Annotated in this window: 23 protein-coding genes; 13 read left to right on the top strand and 10 right to left on the bottom strand. The window is 43.5% G+C overall.

Annotated features, from left to right (window positions below; translation table 11 throughout):
- Positions 1–537 precede the first annotated feature (537 nt).
- From CWI73_RS12185 to CWI73_RS12640, 3 genes are all read left to right on the top strand, one after another.
- The gene (locus CWI73_RS12185; protein WP_126753036.1) at positions 538–993 is read left to right on the top strand and encodes a hypothetical protein; all 456 of its coding nucleotides are present in this window, start codon (positions 538–540) and stop codon (positions 991–993) included.
- Between the two features lie 141 nt (positions 994–1,134).
- Complete coding sequence (locus CWI73_RS12525) at positions 1,135–1,293, top strand: hypothetical protein (RefSeq protein WP_157980644.1); 159 nt, start codon at positions 1,135–1,137, stop codon at positions 1,291–1,293.
- A 115-nt stretch (positions 1,294–1,408) separates the two neighbouring features.
- A complete protein-coding gene (locus CWI73_RS12640; protein ID WP_275046259.1) occupies positions 1,409–1,540 on the top strand; it encodes a hypothetical protein in 132 nt (43 codons plus the stop codon).
- A 413-nt stretch (positions 1,541–1,953) separates the two neighbouring features.
- Here CWI73_RS12640 and CWI73_RS12180 read toward each other — a convergent pair whose 3' ends face one another.
- Together CWI73_RS12180 and CWI73_RS12175 are read right to left on the bottom strand one after the other, a co-directional pair.
- Entirely contained in the window at positions 1,954–2,229 is a 276-nt protein-coding gene (locus CWI73_RS12180; RefSeq protein WP_126753035.1) for a hypothetical protein, read from the bottom strand.
- A 140-nt stretch (positions 2,230–2,369) separates the two neighbouring features.
- The gene (locus tag CWI73_RS12175; RefSeq protein WP_126753034.1) at positions 2,370–2,633 is read right to left on the bottom strand and encodes a hypothetical protein; all 264 of its coding nucleotides are present in this window, start codon (positions 2,631–2,633) and stop codon (positions 2,370–2,372) included.
- A 439-nt stretch (positions 2,634–3,072) separates the two neighbouring features.
- Between CWI73_RS12175 and CWI73_RS12170 the strand changes: the two genes are divergently transcribed.
- The gene (locus CWI73_RS12170) at positions 3,073–3,261 is read left to right on the top strand and encodes a hypothetical protein (RefSeq protein WP_126753033.1); all 189 of its coding nucleotides are present in this window, start codon (positions 3,073–3,075) and stop codon (positions 3,259–3,261) included.
- Between the two features lie 415 nt (positions 3,262–3,676).
- On the opposite strand, the gene CWI73_RS12165 is transcribed toward CWI73_RS12170, so the two are convergent.
- Positions 3,677–4,141 carry a tRNA (cytidine(34)-2'-O)-methyltransferase gene (locus tag CWI73_RS12165; RefSeq protein WP_126753032.1) on the bottom strand — a complete coding sequence of 155 codons (465 nt, stop codon included), beginning with the start codon at positions 4,139–4,141 and terminating at the stop codon, positions 3,677–3,679.
- Positions 4,142–4,323: 182 nt separating this feature from the next.
- On the opposite strand from CWI73_RS12165, the gene CWI73_RS12160 reads away from it, so the two are divergent.
- Complete coding sequence (locus CWI73_RS12160; protein WP_126753031.1) at positions 4,324–4,743, top strand: tRNA (cytidine(34)-2'-O)-methyltransferase; 420 nt, start codon at positions 4,324–4,326, stop codon at positions 4,741–4,743.
- Here the strand turns inward: CWI73_RS12160 and CWI73_RS12155 are convergent.
- Positions 4,721–6,034 carry an ABC transporter substrate-binding protein gene (locus CWI73_RS12155; RefSeq protein WP_126753030.1) on the bottom strand — a complete coding sequence of 438 codons (1,314 nt, stop codon included), beginning with the start codon at positions 6,032–6,034 and terminating at the stop codon, positions 4,721–4,723. The two genes, CWI73_RS12160 and CWI73_RS12155, sit on opposite strands and share 23 nt — an antisense overlap.
- A 148-nt stretch (positions 6,035–6,182) precedes the next feature.
- On the opposite strand from CWI73_RS12155, the gene CWI73_RS12150 reads away from it, so the two are divergent.
- Positions 6,183–7,844 carry a type 1 glutamine amidotransferase family protein gene (locus CWI73_RS12150; RefSeq protein ID WP_126753029.1) on the top strand — a complete coding sequence of 554 codons (1,662 nt, stop codon included), beginning with the start codon at positions 6,183–6,185 and terminating at the stop codon, positions 7,842–7,844.
- Here CWI73_RS12150 and pyrE read toward each other — a convergent pair.
- Together pyrE and rph are read right to left on the bottom strand one after the other, a co-directional pair.
- A complete protein-coding gene (gene pyrE / locus CWI73_RS12145; RefSeq protein WP_100691288.1) occupies positions 7,841–8,485 on the bottom strand; it encodes an orotate phosphoribosyltransferase in 645 nt (214 codons plus the stop codon). The two genes, CWI73_RS12150 and pyrE, sit on opposite strands and share 4 nt — an antisense overlap.
- Positions 8,486–8,513: 28 nt before the next feature.
- Positions 8,514–9,227, bottom strand: a complete 714-nt coding sequence (gene rph / locus CWI73_RS12140) for a ribonuclease PH (protein WP_053953357.1) — start codon at positions 9,225–9,227, stop codon at positions 8,514–8,516.
- Positions 9,228–9,363: 136 nt separating this feature from the next.
- Between rph and smrA the strand changes: the two genes are divergently transcribed.
- The 6 genes from smrA (at position 9,364) to CWI73_RS12110 (ending at position 14,260) form a co-directional block, all read left to right on the top strand.
- The gene (gene smrA / locus CWI73_RS12135) at positions 9,364–9,951 is read left to right on the top strand and encodes a DNA endonuclease SmrA (protein WP_126753028.1); all 588 of its coding nucleotides are present in this window, start codon (positions 9,364–9,366) and stop codon (positions 9,949–9,951) included.
- Positions 9,952–9,960: 9 nt separating this feature from the next.
- Entirely contained in the window at positions 9,961–10,824 is an 864-nt protein-coding gene (locus tag CWI73_RS12130) for a YicC/YloC family endoribonuclease (RefSeq protein ID WP_126753027.1), read from the top strand.
- A 190-nt stretch (positions 10,825–11,014) separates the two neighbouring features.
- Positions 11,015–12,265 carry a tyrosine-type recombinase/integrase gene (locus CWI73_RS12125; protein ID WP_126753026.1) on the top strand — a complete coding sequence of 417 codons (1,251 nt, stop codon included), beginning with the start codon at positions 11,015–11,017 and terminating at the stop codon, positions 12,263–12,265.
- 175 nt (positions 12,266–12,440) lie between these two features.
- The gene (locus tag CWI73_RS12120) at positions 12,441–12,626 is read left to right on the top strand and encodes a hypothetical protein (RefSeq protein ID WP_126753025.1); all 186 of its coding nucleotides are present in this window, start codon (positions 12,441–12,443) and stop codon (positions 12,624–12,626) included.
- The gene (locus CWI73_RS12115; RefSeq protein ID WP_126753024.1) at positions 12,619–13,491 is read left to right on the top strand and encodes a DNA methyltransferase; all 873 of its coding nucleotides are present in this window, start codon (positions 12,619–12,621) and stop codon (positions 13,489–13,491) included. The genes CWI73_RS12120 and CWI73_RS12115 overlap by 8 nt, the downstream gene beginning before the upstream one ends.
- 4 nt (positions 13,492–13,495) lie before the next feature.
- Positions 13,496–14,260 (top strand): DNA-methyltransferase, encoded by a 765-nt coding sequence (locus CWI73_RS12110; RefSeq protein ID WP_126753023.1) that lies wholly within the window; start codon positions 13,496–13,498, stop codon positions 14,258–14,260.
- A gap of 4 nt (positions 14,261–14,264) precedes the next feature.
- On the opposite strand, the gene CWI73_RS12105 is transcribed toward CWI73_RS12110, so the two are convergent.
- The 4 genes from CWI73_RS12105 to CWI73_RS12090 form a co-directional block, all read right to left on the bottom strand.
- On the bottom strand, positions 14,265–15,272 hold the full coding sequence (locus CWI73_RS12105; RefSeq protein ID WP_126753022.1) for a 4Fe-4S binding protein: 1,008 nt from the start codon (positions 15,270–15,272) through the stop codon (positions 14,265–14,267).
- Positions 15,265–16,938 carry a hypothetical protein gene (locus CWI73_RS12100; protein ID WP_126753021.1) on the bottom strand — a complete coding sequence of 558 codons (1,674 nt, stop codon included), beginning with the start codon at positions 16,936–16,938 and terminating at the stop codon, positions 15,265–15,267. Before CWI73_RS12100 ends, CWI73_RS12105 begins: the two co-directional genes overlap by 8 nt.
- 69 nt (positions 16,939–17,007) lie before the next feature.
- A complete protein-coding gene (locus CWI73_RS12095) occupies positions 17,008–17,874 on the bottom strand; it encodes a hypothetical protein (protein WP_126753020.1) in 867 nt (288 codons plus the stop codon).
- Positions 17,871–18,632 (bottom strand): HipA family kinase, encoded by a 762-nt coding sequence (locus tag CWI73_RS12090; protein ID WP_126753019.1) that lies wholly within the window; start codon positions 18,630–18,632, stop codon positions 17,871–17,873. Before CWI73_RS12090 ends, CWI73_RS12095 begins: the two co-directional genes overlap by 4 nt.
- A gap of 219 nt (positions 18,633–18,851) precedes the next feature.
- On the opposite strand from CWI73_RS12090, the gene CWI73_RS12085 reads away from it, so the two are divergent.
- Positions 18,852–19,331, top strand: a 480-nt coding sequence (locus CWI73_RS12085; RefSeq protein ID WP_126753018.1) for a tyrosine-type recombinase/integrase, incomplete at its 3' end; no start/stop codon positions are given.

Below are 19,331 nucleotides of genomic sequence, written 5' to 3'. Positions count from 1 at the left end.
TCGATATGACCTAGCCCGTTGCTCCTAAGGAACGCACACAAACGTGTATCCTAGACGTTGAGCCCGCACAATATAAGGGAAATCACACGCTCCGTTATTAGAAGATCGATATGACTTAGCCCGTTGCTCCTAAGGAACGCACACAAACGTGTATCCTAGACGTTGAGCCCGCACACTATAAGGGCAATCACACGCCCCGCTATTAGAAGATCGATATGCCTAGCCCCTTGTTTCTAAATAACGCACACAAACGTGTATCCTAGACGTTGAGCCCGCACAATATAAGGGCTATAACACGCCCCCTATTAGAAGATCGATATGGCCTAGCCCCTTGTTCCTAAACAACGCACACAAACGTGTATCCTAGACGTTGAGCTCGCCCAATATAAGGGGGAGGGGGAGAGCCCTCCTCCCTTTATTCGAAGATCAATATGACTAGAACTAGGTTGCTGCACATCAGTTGTGATTCAATACTATTTGAAGTGAAATACCGGTAAGTGGCATAGTTAACTGAAGCAGCCAGAGAATAGGTTAACGATGAAGCAAACAGAATCATCTCAGAACATAGAGCTGAATGAGCTCCTCGTCTCACGTATCGAAAGTACAAAGATACAAGAGCCCAATTATAGCAATCTAGACTTGTTCTTGGCTTTTGAAAAGCGCATTCCAGGTAGCATTTTGCAAAAGCTTGTCAAGAGTATTCCTCGAGAATTAGTGATGGCTTCATTAGATTTAGCTACCGAAGACTACTCAAAACTTGTCAGACGTAAAACTTTAACGTTAAAACAAACCGACAATCTTTATGAGTTGACTAAAATCTGGGCGGAGCTTCGTATGCTTTTCAATTTTGACGAAAATTCCTTGAACAAGTGGATTGATGCAGAACTGCCTATCTTAGAGGGGGCTAAAGTTCGAGAGCTGATAGTTACCAGTACCGGCAGAGCAGCGCTAAGAGAAATTGTCAGCGAAATGCTAAGTGGAGATCTGACCTGAGGTTAGAAAAAATGGATAACATGTTTGAGCAATTTTTAAGCGGGTTAATACCTTTTGGCGTACTTATTGCCTTTATTGTACTTGCGATCTATACATTCAAAACTAAAGTGCTGCCAAACTACGAGAGAAGCCAAGAGAAGGATGAATTGGAAAATGAACAAAGAGACAAAAACTAGAAGTGAAGAGTTAAAAACAGCCACAGCGAAAACTACAAAACTAGATCAAAAAGCCTGGGAGAAGTTAAACAAAATAACCGATGAGCCACCCGAAGCGCTGAAAGCATTAATGAAGAACAGCTAGCTGTTGCTTCTGAACAGTAAAACAGGTCCCACAAACAGCGTTTTTTCGTTCACACGAGAGTGTAAAAATATCTGTGTAAATGGCATTCTTAGCAATATCGAAGAAGGATATCAGAATGCCAATATCAGACAAACTCATCGACCAGCTGCTTGACGGCTGTGATTCTCCAGAAGACATATTAGGCGAAGCAGGTCTGCTCAAGCAGCTTACCAAGAAGGTGTGCCTACAACTGAATGCTGCTCGTTAGCAAAATTAAACTTTATTGTTGTAAAGTTATTTTCAGTATTGCAAGCTTAAAGGAAGCTGCGTATGGCGAATAACGAAATTGGAAAAAAATATGTTTCTACGAGATGGATGGGAAGACATTTAAGAAAAGGATTTGATCTGCGACTGTGTAGACGAGAGAGCGATTCAATTGTAATGAGTGACAGGGAGGCTCTAAAGCCCTTTATTTATCATCTTAGAAGTCAGCTTGAGAGAGATATTCCAAGAGTTCGAATGGTTGGCTGGTAAGTCTTGCAAAGAGCAATTAAAGGCTGATAATAAGATTTAAGCACTAAAATGTTAGACAGCAGCATTGCTTTTGTTTAGATTATTAGTGTGAGCTTCGGGTATCACTACATTTTATGTAGCCCGCCGAAGACATTGAGAAAACCCACTTTAATGTGGGTTTTCTTCGTTTTGAGCGTCAACAAGGTCAAACATAAACTCCATAGTGCGATCTTTTTCTCCTCCCAAAGCTTTATGTTTGAGATACCACATTAAAATTAGAACACTTACGGTCTCAAAATCGAGAGGCGTATCAGCTGCTAGTTCTTGATTGTTTTCTAACAAAAAGCTTCGCAAAGCCTGTTCGTTGAATTTGACCTGACCATTGTTCCCATAACGAAGTTCAAGATCTGAAAAAACAATATCTTTAGGAATCGACACATTCATAATTTGTTTCTTTGTTCATTACTATCGGGGACAATATGTTTTCTCAACAGCTCCTTTTTAGCAAGCTGAAGATAGTTGAAGTTAGTGTAGGACTTTGGCTAACTTGCCACACGAAAGAGCATTTTTAATATAGCTGATATTTAGTCAGTAAGGCCATTATCCAATCGTAGTTGTGTCACTGTGTTGGTTAATTTTTCAAAGCACTTTTCGCATAAGTCGAACTTGTGAGTGTGACCGTCTTGGCTTGAGCCATAACCATATGATGCGCACAACACGCCAAATTCATTAAAGTTGTCCAAGCTTTCTCGGTGAGCCTTTTGAAAGTCAGGAACAACGCTTGCTCCACAACCATCACAGATAATATCGATAACAACTTCTGTAATCTTGCTGGCTGTTTTTTTCATAAGAACTGCCTTAGAAGAAGATTCAAATTTTCAATTAGGTATCGGCTTGTATGCACTAAGTCGAATGGTTAGAGACATCGTCACTATCTAAGAATAGCCGGGAGCACCAGTGAATCTAGGGTTTAAGTTCTGAGTATGCATAAGAGACCCATAAGATTAACTTTGAGAGGAAATAAAGCGCCTATGCAGGCGCCTTATTTTTTGACTGAAAGGTGATAAGGCTCTCAGTCTCGTAACGTGCCTCAATATCGAGAAAACTCTAACCTAAACTGGCGACCATATCAATGACCAGCTTTTGAGCTTTCGATAGGTAGCCGTAAAATGCTCTCTATTGTTGGCGAGTAAACGGCAGTAAGAAGTTAAGTTGAAGCTTAATGTCAGGTTAGCTATTGTCAGCGTAGATGCTATCTAATAATTGAGTTTACAGTGGGGAATCAATGTGAGCACTGAAAAACTGTACTTGCTGTATGCACTAATTTTGTTATTAACGGCTTTTTTTGCGGCTGGTTTTTGGTGGATCAACAAGTTGAAAAGAAAAGAGCACGTGAGTGATAAGATGCTAGCTGTAATTTCTCGAGAGGAAAAAGAAATGGTTGAAGAATACCGCCGGAAAAAACAAAATCAATAGGTTCGACTTTCTAGGACTGTTCAGCTGCACTGGATATTACCAAGCTTCTGATCCAAAACTAAGTAAACAGTAATTCGATCAATGGTTAAACGCATTGCTATTTGGGTTTGGTTACCCCTTCACTGTAAAGTATTAGTACCTTTTCTAGGTTGATGTTTGGCCTTGAGCCTTTGTCTGCATATCATCGAGCGATAGTAGTGGCGAAACTCAAAGCGACAGTAATAAAAGTTAATAATAACCTGTAAGAGAAGTCGGGGTGGACTTCCCAGCTTTCACTAACTCCATGACCAGAAATCAGGTATCGCTGAAACCATAGAATACACGTTTGTGTGCATTGACTTAGCCCTACAAAGTTAAACCTTGTTTCCGGTAAATACCTCTTAATAATGGGACTCCAGATTACTCATACATTCCCCTAACCGCCGTAGTCGAAATGGTTTTGACGCCACGCTTCATAACTAACAAGAGCAACTGAATTGGAGAGGTTTAGGGAACGATTATTTGGCATCATCGGAATGCGTAGCCGCATATTGAGAGGAACTTGATCCATTACTTCCGGTGCCAGACCTGAAGTCTCTGAGCCAAAAAGTAAAACGTCTCCAGACTTGTATGAAGCTTCACTATAGCTAACAGTGCCTTTAGTTGTTATTGCGTAAATATTGCGGGTACCCATCGCATGTTTGAAGCTTTCAAAATCAGGGTAACGCTCGACTCTACTTAAGTCATGATAATCTAAGCCGGCACGACGCAACTTCTTCTCTTCCAAATCGAAGCCAAGTGGTTCAATCAAGTGCAAAGTACAGCCATTGTTGGCGCAAAGCCGAATAATATTACCGGTATTACTCGCCATGACGGGATTAAATAATGCGATATTGAACATTTAAAATTTCCATAAACTTTTCAAAGCACTATTTTAGCTTTAATGGTGGATGCAGACTAAAAAATTTTGTTAGCTATTTTTTGTTAGCCTGTAAGGCTTATAGATCTTCCCTAAAGGTCAAGTAAATATTGAGGTTTATAATCTAGAGCTAACAAAAACAGCTTTTATAGGTAGAGGAAAACATGAACGTCATACGTTTAGCGGCTAACACCGGTATGCAACTTCACTTAATTAAGCCGCTGGGTTTTGAGCTCGATGAGAAAAAAGTCCGTCGTGCCGGCCTGGACTACCACGACCTTGCTAATGTGAACATTCATGAGAATTGGCAGGCGTTTCTCTCCAATGTTGAGCATAACCGTATTTTTGCCTGTACGACGAAAGGCAAAACACGCTATACCGATGTGCAGTATCAAACTAACGATGTGTTGCTATTTGGTCCTGAGACTCGCGGGCTGCCAATGTCCGTTCTGGAAACTTTTCCATCAGAAAACTGGCTGCGGTTACCTATGGCGGATACAAGCCGAAGCTTAAATTTGTCGAATTCGGTCGCTATCTTCGCCTATGAAGCTTGGCGGCAGCTTAATTTTGAGGGGGCTCGTTAACGTTACTAAACAGGTAATTGTCGAACGCCTGCTTTAACGAACGACCCCGTTGTGTGTCGGGAAAGGCGACAAATAACGGGCTCGGTTCAGCGATTAATTGTTGTTTGTAGGGTTTTTCCGTCCAGTCTGGCAGGTTATCCCGGTAGTCAACAACGCCGTTGACCTTTTCCATGTCCAGCAACGCAAAACAATCGAGAGAGCTGTCGGCTCGATAGAAAGGACGTTGTGTATCGACGAGGTCTTCAATGAATCGTGGGCCTGATACACAAATAGGTCCTTCGTTCTCTTCTTCTAACATGAACAAATATAGGCTGTCGTCATAACCGATGTGGTATTTCGACAGCGTTATGTTCTCAATGTTTTGATTGGCGCGCACCCCTAAAAGTGCATCAGCACGGGCCTCTTGAATCATCTGTTTAGCGCGCTGCCAGCTAGTTACAACCGGGTGTAGTTGTGTCGCCATTTGTGGGAAAACCTGTTTTGCAAACGCCCAAAGTACACCTGTGCCGTCTGCGTTAGTCAGGCCTTTTTGGACAGGACCCAAAACAACAATTGGCTTAGATGCATCAAGTGGCTGGGCTGGTTTTTCTGCATACACCCCATAGACCTTTTTCAGCTCTTCGATACGGCCACTTTCTTTTAGCTTTTGTAATTGGTAAGTCAGCTGCGGAATAAGCCGGGCATGCTCTTCGTTAAGGTAATGAAAACCTTGTTCGATAGAAAGCCGGTGAGTAATAAAGTTGGGGTTGCTGCTCAGTGAAGACCCCTGGTATTGAAAGTCTGCCATAAAGGCTGCATCGACCCGGCCAGCCTCAACCAGTTTCACTACTTGCTTTAAATCTGTTGGGGTTACGACAGATGGCGTTTCAGCGAGGCCGTTAACGACTTTGGTGATGGCGTCCATGCCATTGACGTAGGCCAGGCTGCCATAGTTGCCGGGGCGACAGAAGCCACAACGACGGCGATCAGTCACCGCAATGACGTCGAAAGTAAATAACGGGAAAGGCACGCGTCGCAGTTCACGGCGTTTGTCTTCCAGTGATGGTGTTCGGCCCAGCTCTCCGGCAATAGTACCCTCAGCCGCCAGTTGCTCGCCACGGACACGAGGTAGCTCAACGTACTCAAGTTGAATACCGAGTTCACCGTACGCTTCTTCAAGCACTGCCGTGACATAATTGGTAAAGGCACTCTCGTCCGGCGCACGAAAGGTGAGCTTTTCCTGAGCCATTGAAAGACCCGAGAATAAGGTAGCTAGTAGTGCTACTGATACGACTCGCAGGGTGAGCTTCATACGTTAAAAATAACCTGACCGCGAACAACAGCGACCTAGTATAACAGCGAATACTAACTATAATAAATGGAGTATTTACGAACGTTTGTTGACACACACAGTCAGAATCTCTAGCGTTTCAGACGTTGTTATCCTATCGGAGTTTTTTATGGTCAAATCGTTGTTGTTTTTAGGTGCTGTGTTTTCGTTAGCTTTTAGTACTGCGCATGCTAACGAAGATAGCTACCGTCATGTAATGCTGGCGGGCGGTGGTATGTCTGTGTGTTCGAGTATGGCATCGGATAAATGCGATGACGCCGACTGGATAGACAGAGACACCATGCGCACAGACCGTTACCTGAATATTTCTAAGAAATTTCGTTCGAAAGCAACGGCAGAGTCGGTTTGGCCAACTTACCGCGAAGAAACCCGAAAAGAAGTCATTGATGCATTAGCACTGATTCATGATCGTATTAAGGAAGATATTGTCCCAGAGCGTGTGTTCTTAAGAGAGTTTACGCGTCGCGCAACCCAGCAGCTGTATAACAGTTTGTCGGATGCTGAGTGGAATCGCATTATTGACTTACTTGAAATGCCGGTGCCGGACAATATGGCCGAGATGGTGAATTTAGAGGATAACTTGTCTGGTGAATCGCGTGCTATTTACCGTCAGTTTGTGGGTATGGCTGAAACTGTTTCAGATGATGAGCAGCCCACTATTTACTTTTTAACGTCGCCGTCGCGTGACCCTTATGCAGAAATTGACTTTTACACCAGCGTATTTGAGCAACTCGGTGCCAAAGCGAAATGGCTGCCGCTTGACTCTGCGGTTATAAAAGCACACCGTGAAGGTCGGTGTGATGACTTAGCGGAGATACAAAAGGAAACCCTGGGCGCTTACGAGCGTGACCGTGTTTACCGCGAGGACTACGAAAAACAAGTCGAGTTTTGTAAAAATCCAGCGACAACCAAAGAGATGTTGGCAGAGGCCGATGCCTTATTTATTAACGATGGCAACGCCAACTATACGCGTTCGACATTTGTAAGAAGTAACAATCAAATATCGGATGAATTGAAGCAAATTGTCGCTTTAGTTCAGCAAAAAGAGCTGGTCGTTGGCGGTGTCGGTGCTGGCGCAGCAGTAATGACGTCCAAGCCTATGGTATCTAACGGAACAACTGCTGAAGCTATTAAGTCAGGTGCCCTTGCCTCTGATCCGCCACTGCATGGTTGTGACTTAGACACGACCTGCCCACCTAATACCGGGCCGGATACACTGACGTATCACCCATTAGGTGGTATGAGCCTGTTCCATTTTGCGACCGTTGACTGGGCAATGTCGGGTAACGGTCGCCACGGTCGTTTGCTAAGGCTGGCCGCTGAAACATCAACGCCACTGTCATTAGGCGTGGATGAAGAAACCTCAATGACCGTGAATTTAGAATCAGGTGCGTTTGATATTCATGGTGAGCGCGGTGTGTTCTTTGTCGAAAATGCTCAGTCCACTGATAGCGCTGTTGCAGGAACTTTTCATTATTTAGTGGCCGGTGCTTCGGGTGTTATTTCACCCTTTGGTCTGCAAACGGCTGAATTTGCAGAAAGTGACGACGTTGTGCAAACGGCTCCAACGACAAACTTCCTGACAGATCGAGGCTTAATCGATTCTATGCGTATTCTGTGCGGTGAGCGCAACCAGGTCAGTTTACTGAATAAGAGTTACCGACTGGTTGCGCAAAAAGGTGAGTCGAGCCGTGTTCAGGCTGCAGGCGGCGAATGCCAGATAGTGAATGGTAGCATTGGTATCGCCTATCAGCCGGAAGAGAAGCTCTAGGCTACGCCAAATTCGCTGCGATAAGCTTCAACTTTTGGTAGATATTCTTTGAACGTGTCGTCATCTTTCAAGAAGGTGATGACATCGTTCAGGCTGACAATGCTAACCACTTTGGCACCAAAGTCGCGTTCAACTTCTTGAATAGCTGAAAGCTCGCCTTTGCCTTTTTCCTGACGATCCAACGCAATTAATACTCCCGAAAGTTCGGCGCCATTGGCTTGAACAATATCCATTGCTTCGCGAATAGCTGTACCGGCGGTAATCACGTCGTCCACCAGCATTACTTTACCTTCCAGCGCAGAGCCCACTAAGTTGCCGCCTTCACCGTGGTCTTTCTTCTCCTTTCGGTTGAAGCAGTAAGGTGTGTCTTGGTTGTGCTGGTCGTAAAGTGCAACAGCGGTTGCCGTGGCAATAGGAATGCCCTTATAAGCCGGGCCAAATAAAACATCAAAGTCGATACCTGAGTCGACCAGGGCCTCTGCGTAGAAGCGACCTAAGCGAGCCAAGTCTGAACCTTTATTAAAAAGTCCGGCGTTAAAGAAGTATGGGCTGGTGCGACCCGACTTCAATGTAAACTCGCCAAACTTAAGAACACCACGCTCAATCGCAAATTCAATAAACTCTTTTTGATACGCTTTCATTCGTTAACTTCCTGAACTATTACTGACACTAGGCTAAAGCTTTTTTCTGAATATCGATAAGCTCGCGGATGCTATGGCGCGCCATATCGACCAGACTGTTCATTTCGTCAAAACTGAAGGCTTCGCCTTCTGCAGTGCCCTGAATTTCGATGAATTTGCCGGCTTCAGTCATAACAATATTCATGTCGGTGTCGGCTTTTGAGTCTTCGACGTATTCTAAGTCACTGACTGGGTCGCCATCTAAAATGCCCACCGAAATAGCCGCAACCATTTCTTTGAGTGGGTTCACCTTAACCATGCCTTGCGCGCGCATCCAGTTCAGCGCGTCAACTAAGGCGACACAAGCGCCGGTGATAGAGGCCGTGCGTGTACCACCGTCAGCCTGAATAACGTCACAGTCGACCGTAATCGTATTCTCGCCCAGCGCCGCTAAGTCGACGCAAGTTCGCAATGAGCGACCAATAAGACGTTGGATTTCCAAGGTGCGTCCACCTTGCTTACCTCGCGATGCTTCACGCTGAGAGCGGGTATGTGTCGCTCGCGGTAACATGCTGTACTCGGCTGTGACCCAACCCTGACCTTTGCCTTTTAAAAAGCGTGGAACGCCTTTCTCAACAGAGGCGTTGCAAAGAACTTTGGTTTCACCAAACTCAATTAATACTGAGCCTTCAGCGTGTTTGGTGAAGTTGCGGGTAATGGTTACCGGTCGAATTTGTTGTGCCGTACGGCCACTTGGACGCATGTCATCTCCTTTTTGAGTGAATGTCGCTGTGTAAGAAATTGAACGCAATTGTAGCAGAATTGCACGATTAATGGATCGCGATTCCGTCGACAACGTATTACACTAGACGTAGCAAAATAAATGGACGGGAGGCGGTATGTCGCGTTCAGATGATGAAGAATTTGAGTTGTTTCGTCAGGAAATGACGGATGTAACGCCGTTAGCAGGTGAAGAAGTCGCTGATATTAAGCAGGCTTTTGAGCCAACATTGGCGCAAAAAGAGCGGCGCCGGGCGGCGGAGGCCGAAGAAGCAGAGAATGCTAACTTCTTGTCGACTGAATATGTCGATTTAGTGGAGCCCGATGAAGCCATAGAGTTTCACCGCGACGGGGTGCAAGCCGGTGTGTTTAAGCGCTTGAAGCAAGGCCGTTACACCATGGAAGCGAGCCTGAACTTGCACCACCACTCGTTAGTGGAGGCACGCACTGCACTGTTTAATTTTGTGCAGGACTGTCATGCTGCTGGTGTACGAACGGCTTTGGTGATTCACGGCATGGGTAAGCATTCGAAACCACATCCGGCGCTGATAAAAAGCTATGTGAATAAATGGTTGCGGGAATTGCCGCCAGTACTGGCGTTTCACAGCGCTCAGCGACCGCATGGTGGGCGTGGTGCCGTGTACATTATGATGAAGAAAAACGCCGAACAGAAACAGAAAAATCGCGAACAGCACGCGAAAAAATAAGGAAATACAATGATTCAAAGTATGACGGGCTACGCTCGCTACGAACATAAAGCCGACTGGGGCACCGCAACATGGGAAGTCCGCTCGGTAAACCAGCGTTATTTGGAGACCTTTTTCCGCTTGCCGGAAAACTTTCGTTCGCTGGAAAACGCACTGCGCGATAAATTTCGGAAAAATCTGCAGCGCGGCAAGGTTGAATGCAAGTTATACGTGCATATGGATGAAACGCGTCAAAGCGAGTTGTCTATCAATGAAGAGCTTGCGAAAAGCGTTATTGCCAGCGCTAAGTGGGTGAGTCAGCACTCAGCAGCAGGCCAGTTAAACCCAATTGATGTGTTGAAGTGGCCCGGCGTAGTGAACGCGGACGAGCAAGACACCGACGCTCTACAAAAAGAGGTGCTGAAAGCTCTGGATGCGACTATTGCAGAATTCATAGAGAACCGTAAAAGCGAAGGCTCGGCTATTGACAAAATGCTGCAAGAGCGTCTGGATGGCGTTAGTAAACAAGTCGCCTTTGTTCGTGAGCGCATGCCAGAAGTGCTTCAGTGGCAACGTGAGCGCTTACTAACCCGCTTCGAAGAAGCTAAAATAGAACTTGACCCGCAACGCGTTGAACAGGAAATGATTATGCTGGCGCAAAAAGTCGACGTTGCCGAAGAGCTAGACCGACTGGATGCCCACGTAGAAGAAGCCCGAAAAATACTGAAAAAAGGCGGCCCCTGCGGACGTCGCCTGGATTTCATGATGCAAGAGTTCAACCGCGAAGCAAACACCCTGGCCTCTAAATCGATTAACGCCGATATTACCGCCGCCGCAGTCGAGCTTAAGGTCTTGATAGAGCAAATGAGAGAACAGATCCAAAATATCGAATGATATTCGCCTTATTTCATTTTCACTCACAAAGTCTTTATATGTAAGGGTTTTAGCTGAGTAGTCTTTTCGTTTTAGTTCGTTATCTTTCGTCCTAAATCAGTTTTAATTGGTGGGTAATATGGTGGGTGTGCTAGTATCCTAATAACTTAAAGTGGTGGGTAACTAAAAATTTCCTTTAGGAATTAGCACAATGGGTAATTTCAAAGATACGCAGCTAAAGGCTCTAGCTAAGAAGAAGATTGGGCGTCACCACGATGGTGATGGCTTATATTTTGTTGTTCCGAAGTCGGTGAGAAAGAATGGAGACGGGAGTGGTAAAGTAGAGGCGCCAGGAAAGCCATACTGGATGCTTCGGTTCACTTACAATAAAAAGCGTCATGAGATGACGCTTGGTCGTTATCCAGACTTATCGGCAGCTGAGGCTAGACTGGAAGCTGCCCTTAAAAAGAGGCAGGTTAGAGAAGGCCAAAATCCGATCGCTCTAAAGAAACGAGCTGAAGAAGAGGAAATTAAAACGGTAAATGACCTGTTTAAGGATTGGCACGAAGAAAATAAAAACCGCTTGAAGCATTGGAAAATTCCCGAGAGAGTCTATCAGAAGGATATCTCACCTCATATAGGAGCATTAAACGTTGACCAAGTTACTGCCCGTGATATCCGCCGAGTAATTAAGACAATCAATGACTCTGGGCGTCCGACTATCTCCAACGATGCCCTCTTGTATTGTAAGCAGCTATTCAACCACGGCATCAAGATCGATGTAGTAGGGGCTAATCCAGCGAGTGCATTTCAGGTGACAGATGCAGGTGGAATCGAGAAGAGCCGAGATAGAGCATTGACACTAGAGGAAGTTAGGTTAGCTTTTAAAACCTTCCGCGAGAATCAGCATATCTTTACCCGCGACAATTATCTGGCGTGTGCTTTGTTGGTCTTGTTGGGAGTTCGTAAGTCCGAGTTATGTGAAGCTAAGTGGAATGAATTTGATCTGGATAAGGCGATCTGGGAGCTACCTAAAGAGAGAAGTAAGTCGGGGGTTGGTTTAACCATTCCCTTACCAGATCTGGCCTTAGAAATGTTTACAGAGCTTAAGACACGCTCGGCAGGCTCTGAATACGTTTTGCCAAGTAGAAGGCAGGCTAAACGGCCACATATGGGGCCTGACACTCTTAACCGTGCGATTGGAAAGATGTTTGGTTATGAGCCAGGCAAAAATACCAATCCTCCTAACCTGATGGGCGATATGGAGTACTTCAGAGTGCATGATTTACGCAGGACATGCCGAACCCTCTTGGCTAGTATCGGAGTGCCTGGACACGTTGCTGAACGGTGCTTGAATCATAAGCTTAAGGGAGTTGAAGGTATTTACGACCAGTATGACTATTTTGACGAGCGTAAAGATGCTTTAACGCAATTGGCTGAGCTCCTAAAAAAGTATTTATAGCATGCGGGCCAGGTTTAATAAGATTTGGCCGCTCGTGAAGCATTTTATTTGTGAGTGCTCCTCCTACTTTGTTTAAATTCCAACAAAGAAATTACGACGAACCTCATGTCAATTCATAGCTAGAATTATAATGTTATATATGTTACATATGTAACATAGCTAATGGAGTTAAATAATGAGTATTGGTAAAAGCGGTAGAATAGTTTTGGAAGTAGATCCGGAACTAAAAAGAGAGCTATATGGAAAAATCACAGCCGAAGGGATAAGTCTTAAAGAGTGGTTTATTGCATCTGCAACAGATTATTTGAATGGCAGACAGCCAGAGCAAAGCGTATACACGGGAAGAAAGTCTGATGACTAAAGAAGTAAAAGTAGATAAAGAAGAGTCAAAAAAAGGAAAATATGACCCTAGAAACAAGTTAAATGATTTAACTTCTAGTGAGTGGATACCTGAAACAATCTCTGTTTGGAATCAGAAAGGGTTGGGGAAAAACCACCCAGATGTAAAAATTGAAAAACAGCACCCAGCTCCTTTCTCATTTACCGATGTCGCTCGACTCATTAAATTTTTTTCGAAAAAAGGTCAGACTGTCCTCGACCCATTCCTTGGAATCGGTTCGACCTTAAAGGCATGTGCTCTAGAGGGGCGTCACGGAATTGGTTTTGAACTTAGCGAGAAGTATGCGGAACTTTCCAGAGAGAGGTTGGAAAGTGAGGTATCTAGCGAGAGCCATGACTACCCTGAGCAACTTGTGATGCAAGGGGATGCCAGGGAACTTGCTGACGAACTTGAAGAAAACTCAATCGACTTCTTAGTGACTAGTCCTCCTTATTGGAACATATTGCACAAGGTTGACCATAAAGCAAAACAAGAGCGCCAAAGCCAGGCGCTTGATACTAAATATAGTGATGATCTAAAAGATCTTGGCAATATTGACAATTATGAAGAGTTCTTGGATGAACTTACTGGCATATTTTCAAAATGCCGACGAGCTCTAAAGCCTGGCAAATATATGGCGATTATAGTTAGTGATTTTAGGGATAAATCAAAGTATGTGATGTTCCACTCTGATTTAGCTTCAAAGCTAGAGTCTGTTGGACTTGAGATGAGAGGGTTAAAGGTTCTTTACCAACGCCATAAACGGATCTTCCCATATGGCTACCCCTATGCCTACGTCCCAAACATTCATAACCAATTTATATTGATTTTACAGAATAAGAAGTGATGCCATGAATAAGATAATTAACGAAGACTGTATTGAGGGCATGGCTAAGCTGGACGACTGTTCTGTTGATTTAATAATCGCAGATCCGCCTTACAATCTGAATAAAAACTTTGGTCAGTGGGATGAGTCAAAAAACAAAGATAATTGGCTTCCATGGTCGAAACTTTGGCTTGATCAATGTAAAAGAGTATTGAAGCCTACAGGCAGCATTTTCGTTTATGGTATACACCATCACCTTTGCTGGCTGCAGTGCTATATGTATGAGCTTGACTTAAAATACAGACGACAAATCATCTGGTACTACGAGAATGGTTTTTCTGGTTATAAGAATACTCTACAGGCTCATTACGAACCACTACTTTGGTTTTCAAAATCCGACAAGTATACCTATAACCCAATTCGTGAGCCCTACAAAAGTACTGATAGACTTAAACACAAAGTGACCAAAAACGGTAAGGTTTGGACTCCTCACCCAGATGGTCGGTTGGCTGGTGACGTATGGCAATTCCCAACACTAGCCGGTCGCAGATTTAAAGATGAAAAAGTTGATCATCCAACTCAAAAACCACTTTCTATCTCTCGAAGAATAGTGAAGCATTTCTCTAATGAAGGCGACACTGTATTGGTTCCATTTGTGGGGAGCGGCTCCGAGTGTGTGGCGGCAAAGGAGTTCGCAAGAGAATATATTGGCTTTGAGTTGAACCCTGATTACATAAAAATCGCAAATATGCGGTTGGATAACACTCAAAGCCAACGAGAACTCGTATAAATTATCACTTTTCAGGTTCAAGTAGATCACAAGGGTCGGGCAGATTGATTGCCCTACCTAGCATACCTTCGACAGCTTCTCTAGCAGACATTTTGTTTTGGTTTAAGAAAAATTGCTCTAGGGATATCTTTTTTTCGTTCCAGACTGCAATGAGGATTGCGGCTAGTGGAACAACCGCAATCCGAAGCCCAGTAACATTGTAGATATCGCTCAATAACTCCCAGAACTCAGTCCTTCTATTTGGCATAGACGGAACGACAATCATTCCTATAACATTGTCTTTGCTGATATCGTATCGTGAACAAAACACAGCAACATCATCGAGAATATCTCGCGGGGCGTCTAGATTTGTAGCTTTTTCTATCTCGCATAAGACGTACTTGCCTTTATACAACCCTATAGCGTCCATTCTCAAGTTTACATCTCCTTGCCTGCTTAACACATTTTCAATTCCGCTGATTTGCATAGCTTTTGACACAAGGTTATTCAGTGTTCGGTATGGAGATTCAGACTGCTCTATCTGCGAAAAAATAGTTTGAAAGAGCCCCTTGCTCTCTTCGATATATTGGCTGCTTTTATTATGGTTAATCGAATCAGCTAAACTATACTTGGCGTCCCCTTCTTCAATTGAACAATCATTGTAAATAACTGATACATCGTTCTTTTTGAAACTAATAGCTTGTACTGGACAACGAGCAATACAAAGTCCACAAGATATACAGGAACTTTGATCAACTTCGAGACGTCCATGCTCATTGGGAGCAATGGCATCAGTTGGACAAAGCTTAACTTTTTGAGAGCTATTTAAATCATCGAAAACTCCGGTGGCTATCGGTATTTTTATACAATATGTTTCCTCACAGTTAACACACGAAGTAGGGAGCTCCTCCTGTGTATCAAACTTTATAGTAGTCATTCCGTTATCCGAAACTGTGACAGACGAAATTTCACCTTGAACTGCATATCTGTAAAGGCTCAAGTTAACTGAACGTTGAGAGAAAAGTTTAGTCATTAATTATTCCTGCTTTCGTTGATAATTCATCAAAGCTAAGCGTGTAGTTATTTCTTAAGCATTTAATAGCCAGCTTCAAGAGATAATCGATCCCAATTACAGCAATATCAATTTCAAAAACATTCTTGAAGTCGTCTATCAACTGAGATACCTCAGCACGATTGGCTGGGAGATCAAAACCGACAGCTAATGACGTCGACGGCCTCTTATTTTCTAAAGATTTCCGTGACTGAAGTATTATTTTATTTTCTACGGCTTGCCGGATTGCTTTTACCGATATATTGAGTTCCTCAGTGGGTGACTTGATCTCTATCGGAAGTGAGTCATTATCTGACTTAATCACAGCGTCCCACCTTCTTGAGTTGACTCCATGAGGCGATATTTCGCAATCTAATCCGAGTACTCCAAATATGTTTCCAATAAGTGGATAAAACTTATCTTTGTTGTAGGAAGAATACTTAGATTTCAGTTTGGATATTATCTCGGACTCACTATAACCCTCTAAAAATGGCTCGATATCTCTGATAAAAGTATTTTCTACATGTGTCTCACTTACCGTATATTCAGCTTCATTTAGTGCTAAGTACGCAGCTTCATAGCTTCTGTGTTCGTAAGTAATTGACGGAGAATAAATCGACTCCCTTTTAGAGGAAGGAGGTTGTGTTTTAAAAATCTTTCTCAACTCATCAGGAGCTATGGCCTGATATGGAGAGAAAAGGATTTTATGCCCTAACATAGTCTGGGCTACTTGGTCCCATTCAGACTTTTCATTTTGGATGTCAGTTATGTCGAAGCCTGCGATCTCCAAAATGTCGTAGAACGCAGACTTAGCAATGGGGACTTTGCTTTCGGTAGGCAGCATTTCGTAGTCTTCCAGCCTAAAATCTAATTTGGACTGCAGTGCTGCTGAAATTTCCTTTCCGGTCTCAGTAATCCGATATGTGTGAGTAGACTTCTTATAGTGCCTCTTATCTCTGACTGGGTGTGCCCAGTTAAGCCATTTAAGAGCACCCAATGGAAACCTCGTATAGTTCTCTGCCGTAGCTTTTTTAATTCCTCTACTTTCAAGAGTTTCATTCAACGCTTTTTTAAAGTCGTTTGGTTTTTGTCTAAACTCACGAATTAGTTCCACCCTCGTATTCCATTCATCTTCGTCGCGATCGTCTTGCATGGACAGAGGGCCCAATATCATCTCGTCACGTGATAGCACTCCGTCTAATTCACTCATGAATTTGATTATCGATGCAAAAGGGCGAATCGAATAACTACCGGATACTTCAATCAGTTGATTAGGGAACTCTATTCCTAAGAAACATATTTCGACAAGCGGCTTTTCGTCAACAGCGGATGCAACGTGATCGCCAAGTTGGGTAAATGTGAAGTTTAGGGCAGTCTCGTAGCTTTGAATCCATCCTAAAAAGCGGTATATCTCCGCGAACATTTTGCATTGGTTGTATGACTTGTCTCTTGACAGGTCTTTGTTTGAACCCTTTAGAAGAGCTCGTATCCCAGTTGCCCCGGATGAGCTTATCAAACCATTTGAGACTAATATTTCCTGCATATCGAAAAGACCGAATGCCTCATCGCGATCGATATTTTCGTATAGCACGTTAAAACAGTTGATTATGGTATCAACTGCTGACGAGGGATTTGGAAATCTATGCATAGCTAGTCCTTTCGGATAATCTTATCATTTCTGCAAAATGCCGATTTGATTTCAACTTAAACACATGTTTTAAGCCGCAGATTGGTTGATGTGACGCGCAGCATCCAGAGCCGTCTCGACTCTATATAGCTGAATACCCTCGGTTGCTGCGATTTCAGATACCATGTCTATGGTGTTCTTTAACTTAGAAACAGATTTGTCAGTAAGAGTCGGATCTGAAAAAGACGGTGTGCCCACAATTATTTCATAGCAACTCGGCTTTATTAGGTTGTCGGACTTCTTGAATGCCTCTAAGTCAAATACCCTAGCTTTTAAGGTGTTCAGTGAATTAGAAAGCCTAGTTGGAATTAGAAGGCCGAAGTTTGATGCGTATTTTTCATTAACAAACCCAAAAGTAGTTAGAATTTCACTACCGCTTAATCTGACGCGAGTTTTGAAGTTATTAATCAATAAAGGGTTAACTCGTTCCATCTCTTCTATAATACTTTTAGTCCAACGCTCGCTGTAGGGTTTAGGTTGAGTATCATCCTCTTCTCTGTCTGCCTCTAATGCCAGTGTACTTAAGCTAGAAGAGAATCGAACGCCCTGCTTTAATATCGCATTAATATTCTCATCCGCAGCAGCGTGAACATCTCCGAGAGTCACATCAGAGACTGGTGCCGTCCAATTATTAAGTGACCGAGCTTTACATAGTTCTTGATTGGCAGATTCTATTATCCAAGAAATCATTGATTGGATTTCACCACTTTTAGAACCATAAAGGCAATCCAGCAACTCAGGTCGAATTGATTGGATAATTTTATATTGGCCACCAGCAACAGCTGCAACTGCGATTGATATCCTTTCCCCTGATCCGACTACCGGCTCAATATAAATTGATTGCCAGTTACCTGAGAGAGCAGGCTCGCTTGGAAATAGATCCTCTACACTCGTCATAAAGGCATCTCCTGTTGCTTTATTCCCAGCCTCTTCGACAAAAGACTCTCGACATGAACTGTTCTATCCTCAAGAAATTCAATTACTTTATTAATCTCGTCTTTCGATAGATATGAATTGGCATAGGTTTGTTGAGCAATCAGTGGTAGTTGGATACATTCGTAACTAGGGAGGGTTTTTGAAGCAAAGCTCTTCATAATTTGATGCTTTTCGAATTCACTTTTTCCTGAGTACAATACCCTTATTAGCTGATTATCGTTGGCTGGCTGTTCAGAGTTGACTCTCGGGTCCAGAGCATTTTCGTGATCTATGAAAGAAAACTTATTTCCGCCATCGTAAAGAATATTACCTACATTCCTGTCCCAATTTGCGATCCATTCGTCAAAAACACCAATATCTATGGTTTCATCTAAGCTGGCTAGTTTATCGAGCGCCTCTTTATTTGTAACAAACCTTCTGAAGCTCGGATAGCCCGCATCTTCACTACCAAATGCAAGCTCAAATTTGCCATCAGGCATATCTGAGATATTAGTACTAGTTACTTTTACTATGACTGGTTTTGGGATGGGGAGCTCTAAGACTCTACCAATAGTCGCGCACAAACACTCCACGTACAAAGCTCTCAGCGAGAGTCTTTTCACATACGCGACGATAACGGAGTCGTGTGTTTTTACGTGAGCTTTCCACGTAGGATTAATGTTCTCATCGTGAAATGGCTGTGCTCCAGGCAGCATCAATCCAACGTCAACTGTCTCCATCCCTAATTCCCTTAGTCCATTTTTGTACACTAGCCAATCGAATTAAAACGCTCCGACTAAATCTTAATCATATATCATTTGCCAGAAAGCAAAGAATAGTGGATGGTTCCCAAAATACAATAACGGGAACAAGCAAACCCACTAAAAACGGGCTATTTCCCCCTTTATACCCTCTTAAGTACTCAAAATCACGTTTTACAGCAAAAAAGGAACTCGATCATGGCCGAAGTACAAGCGGTTAAAGATCTGGACACCGTGAAGCTGATTAGCTACCTCCTTAAACGAACCTATGGTCAGCAGATTGCTGATGTTTGGGATGTAGGCCTTAATCTTGCTTTGCGGATATCAGACCTACTATCTATTAAGTTTGAAAACATTAACGATGAACGTCTCGCCCTAGTTGAAGGCAAAACGTCAAAGCAAGCGACTATAAAACTCAACGACAAGGCACGGTCAATCATCACACGAATAAAAGATGAGCACCCAGAGCACGTTTATCTTTTTCAGTCTTACCGAAATCAATGGTCCAAAACTGTATCGGCTAAACCATTGAGTCGTCGATATGTGTCGAGGGCTTTTGCGGCTATTGGTGAAGAAGTAGGTGTTGACTTAGGTACACACTCAATGCGAAAGACCCGAGGTTATCACCTTTATAAAAACACGAAAGATATCGCTAGAGTAATGAAGATGCTGCGTCAT

This window comes from Idiomarina piscisalsi (assembly GCF_003987095.1).
GTDB lineage: Bacteria > Pseudomonadota > Gammaproteobacteria > Enterobacterales > Alteromonadaceae > Idiomarina > Idiomarina piscisalsi.
The sequence above is the reverse complement of the archived record's forward strand: the minus strand, read 5'-3'. Positions and strand labels throughout refer to the sequence as shown.

Excerpts from the sequence above, each read along its gene's own strand:
- CWI73_RS12185 (WP_126753036.1), top strand. The coding sequence starts at position 538 with ATGAAGCAAACAGAATCATCTCAGAACATAGAGCTGAATGAGCTCCTC.
- CWI73_RS12525 (WP_157980644.1), top strand. The coding sequence starts at position 1,135 with ATGAATTGGAAAATGAACAAAGAGACAAAAACTAGAAGTGAAGAGTTA.
- CWI73_RS12640 (WP_275046259.1), top strand. The coding sequence starts at position 1,409 with ATGCCAATATCAGACAAACTCATCGACCAGCTGCTTGACGGCTGTGAT.
- CWI73_RS12180 (WP_126753035.1), bottom strand. The coding sequence starts at position 2,229 with ATGAATGTGTCGATTCCTAAAGATATTGTTTTTTCAGATCTTGAACTT.
- CWI73_RS12175 (WP_126753034.1), bottom strand. The coding sequence starts at position 2,633 with ATGAAAAAAACAGCCAGCAAGATTACAGAAGTTGTTATCGATATTATC.
- CWI73_RS12165 (WP_126753032.1), bottom strand. The coding sequence starts at position 4,141 with ATGTTCAATATCGCATTATTTAATCCCGTCATGGCGAGTAATACCGGT.
- CWI73_RS12160 (WP_126753031.1), top strand. The coding sequence starts at position 4,324 with ATGAACGTCATACGTTTAGCGGCTAACACCGGTATGCAACTTCACTTA.
- CWI73_RS12155 (WP_126753030.1), bottom strand. The coding sequence starts at position 6,034 with ATGAAGCTCACCCTGCGAGTCGTATCAGTAGCACTACTAGCTACCTTA.
- CWI73_RS12150 (WP_126753029.1), top strand. The coding sequence starts at position 6,183 with ATGGTCAAATCGTTGTTGTTTTTAGGTGCTGTGTTTTCGTTAGCTTTT.
- pyrE (WP_100691288.1), bottom strand. The coding sequence starts at position 8,485 with ATGAAAGCGTATCAAAAAGAGTTTATTGAATTTGCGATTGAGCGTGGT.
- rph (WP_053953357.1), bottom strand. The coding sequence starts at position 9,227 with ATGCGTCCAAGTGGCCGTACGGCACAACAAATTCGACCGGTAACCATT.
- smrA (WP_126753028.1), top strand. The coding sequence starts at position 9,364 with ATGTCGCGTTCAGATGATGAAGAATTTGAGTTGTTTCGTCAGGAAATG.
- CWI73_RS12130 (WP_126753027.1), top strand. The coding sequence starts at position 9,961 with ATGATTCAAAGTATGACGGGCTACGCTCGCTACGAACATAAAGCCGAC.
- CWI73_RS12125 (WP_126753026.1), top strand. The coding sequence starts at position 11,015 with ATGGGTAATTTCAAAGATACGCAGCTAAAGGCTCTAGCTAAGAAGAAG.
- CWI73_RS12120 (WP_126753025.1), top strand. The coding sequence starts at position 12,441 with ATGAGTATTGGTAAAAGCGGTAGAATAGTTTTGGAAGTAGATCCGGAA.
- CWI73_RS12115 (WP_126753024.1), top strand. The coding sequence starts at position 12,619 with ATGACTAAAGAAGTAAAAGTAGATAAAGAAGAGTCAAAAAAAGGAAAA.
- CWI73_RS12110 (WP_126753023.1), top strand. The coding sequence starts at position 13,496 with ATGAATAAGATAATTAACGAAGACTGTATTGAGGGCATGGCTAAGCTG.
- CWI73_RS12105 (WP_126753022.1), bottom strand. The coding sequence starts at position 15,272 with ATGACTAAACTTTTCTCTCAACGTTCAGTTAACTTGAGCCTTTACAGA.
- CWI73_RS12100 (WP_126753021.1), bottom strand. The coding sequence starts at position 16,938 with ATGCATAGATTTCCAAATCCCTCGTCAGCAGTTGATACCATAATCAAC.
- CWI73_RS12095 (WP_126753020.1), bottom strand. The coding sequence starts at position 17,874 with ATGACGAGTGTAGAGGATCTATTTCCAAGCGAGCCTGCTCTCTCAGGT.
- CWI73_RS12090 (WP_126753019.1), bottom strand. The coding sequence starts at position 18,632 with ATGGAGACAGTTGACGTTGGATTGATGCTGCCTGGAGCACAGCCATTT.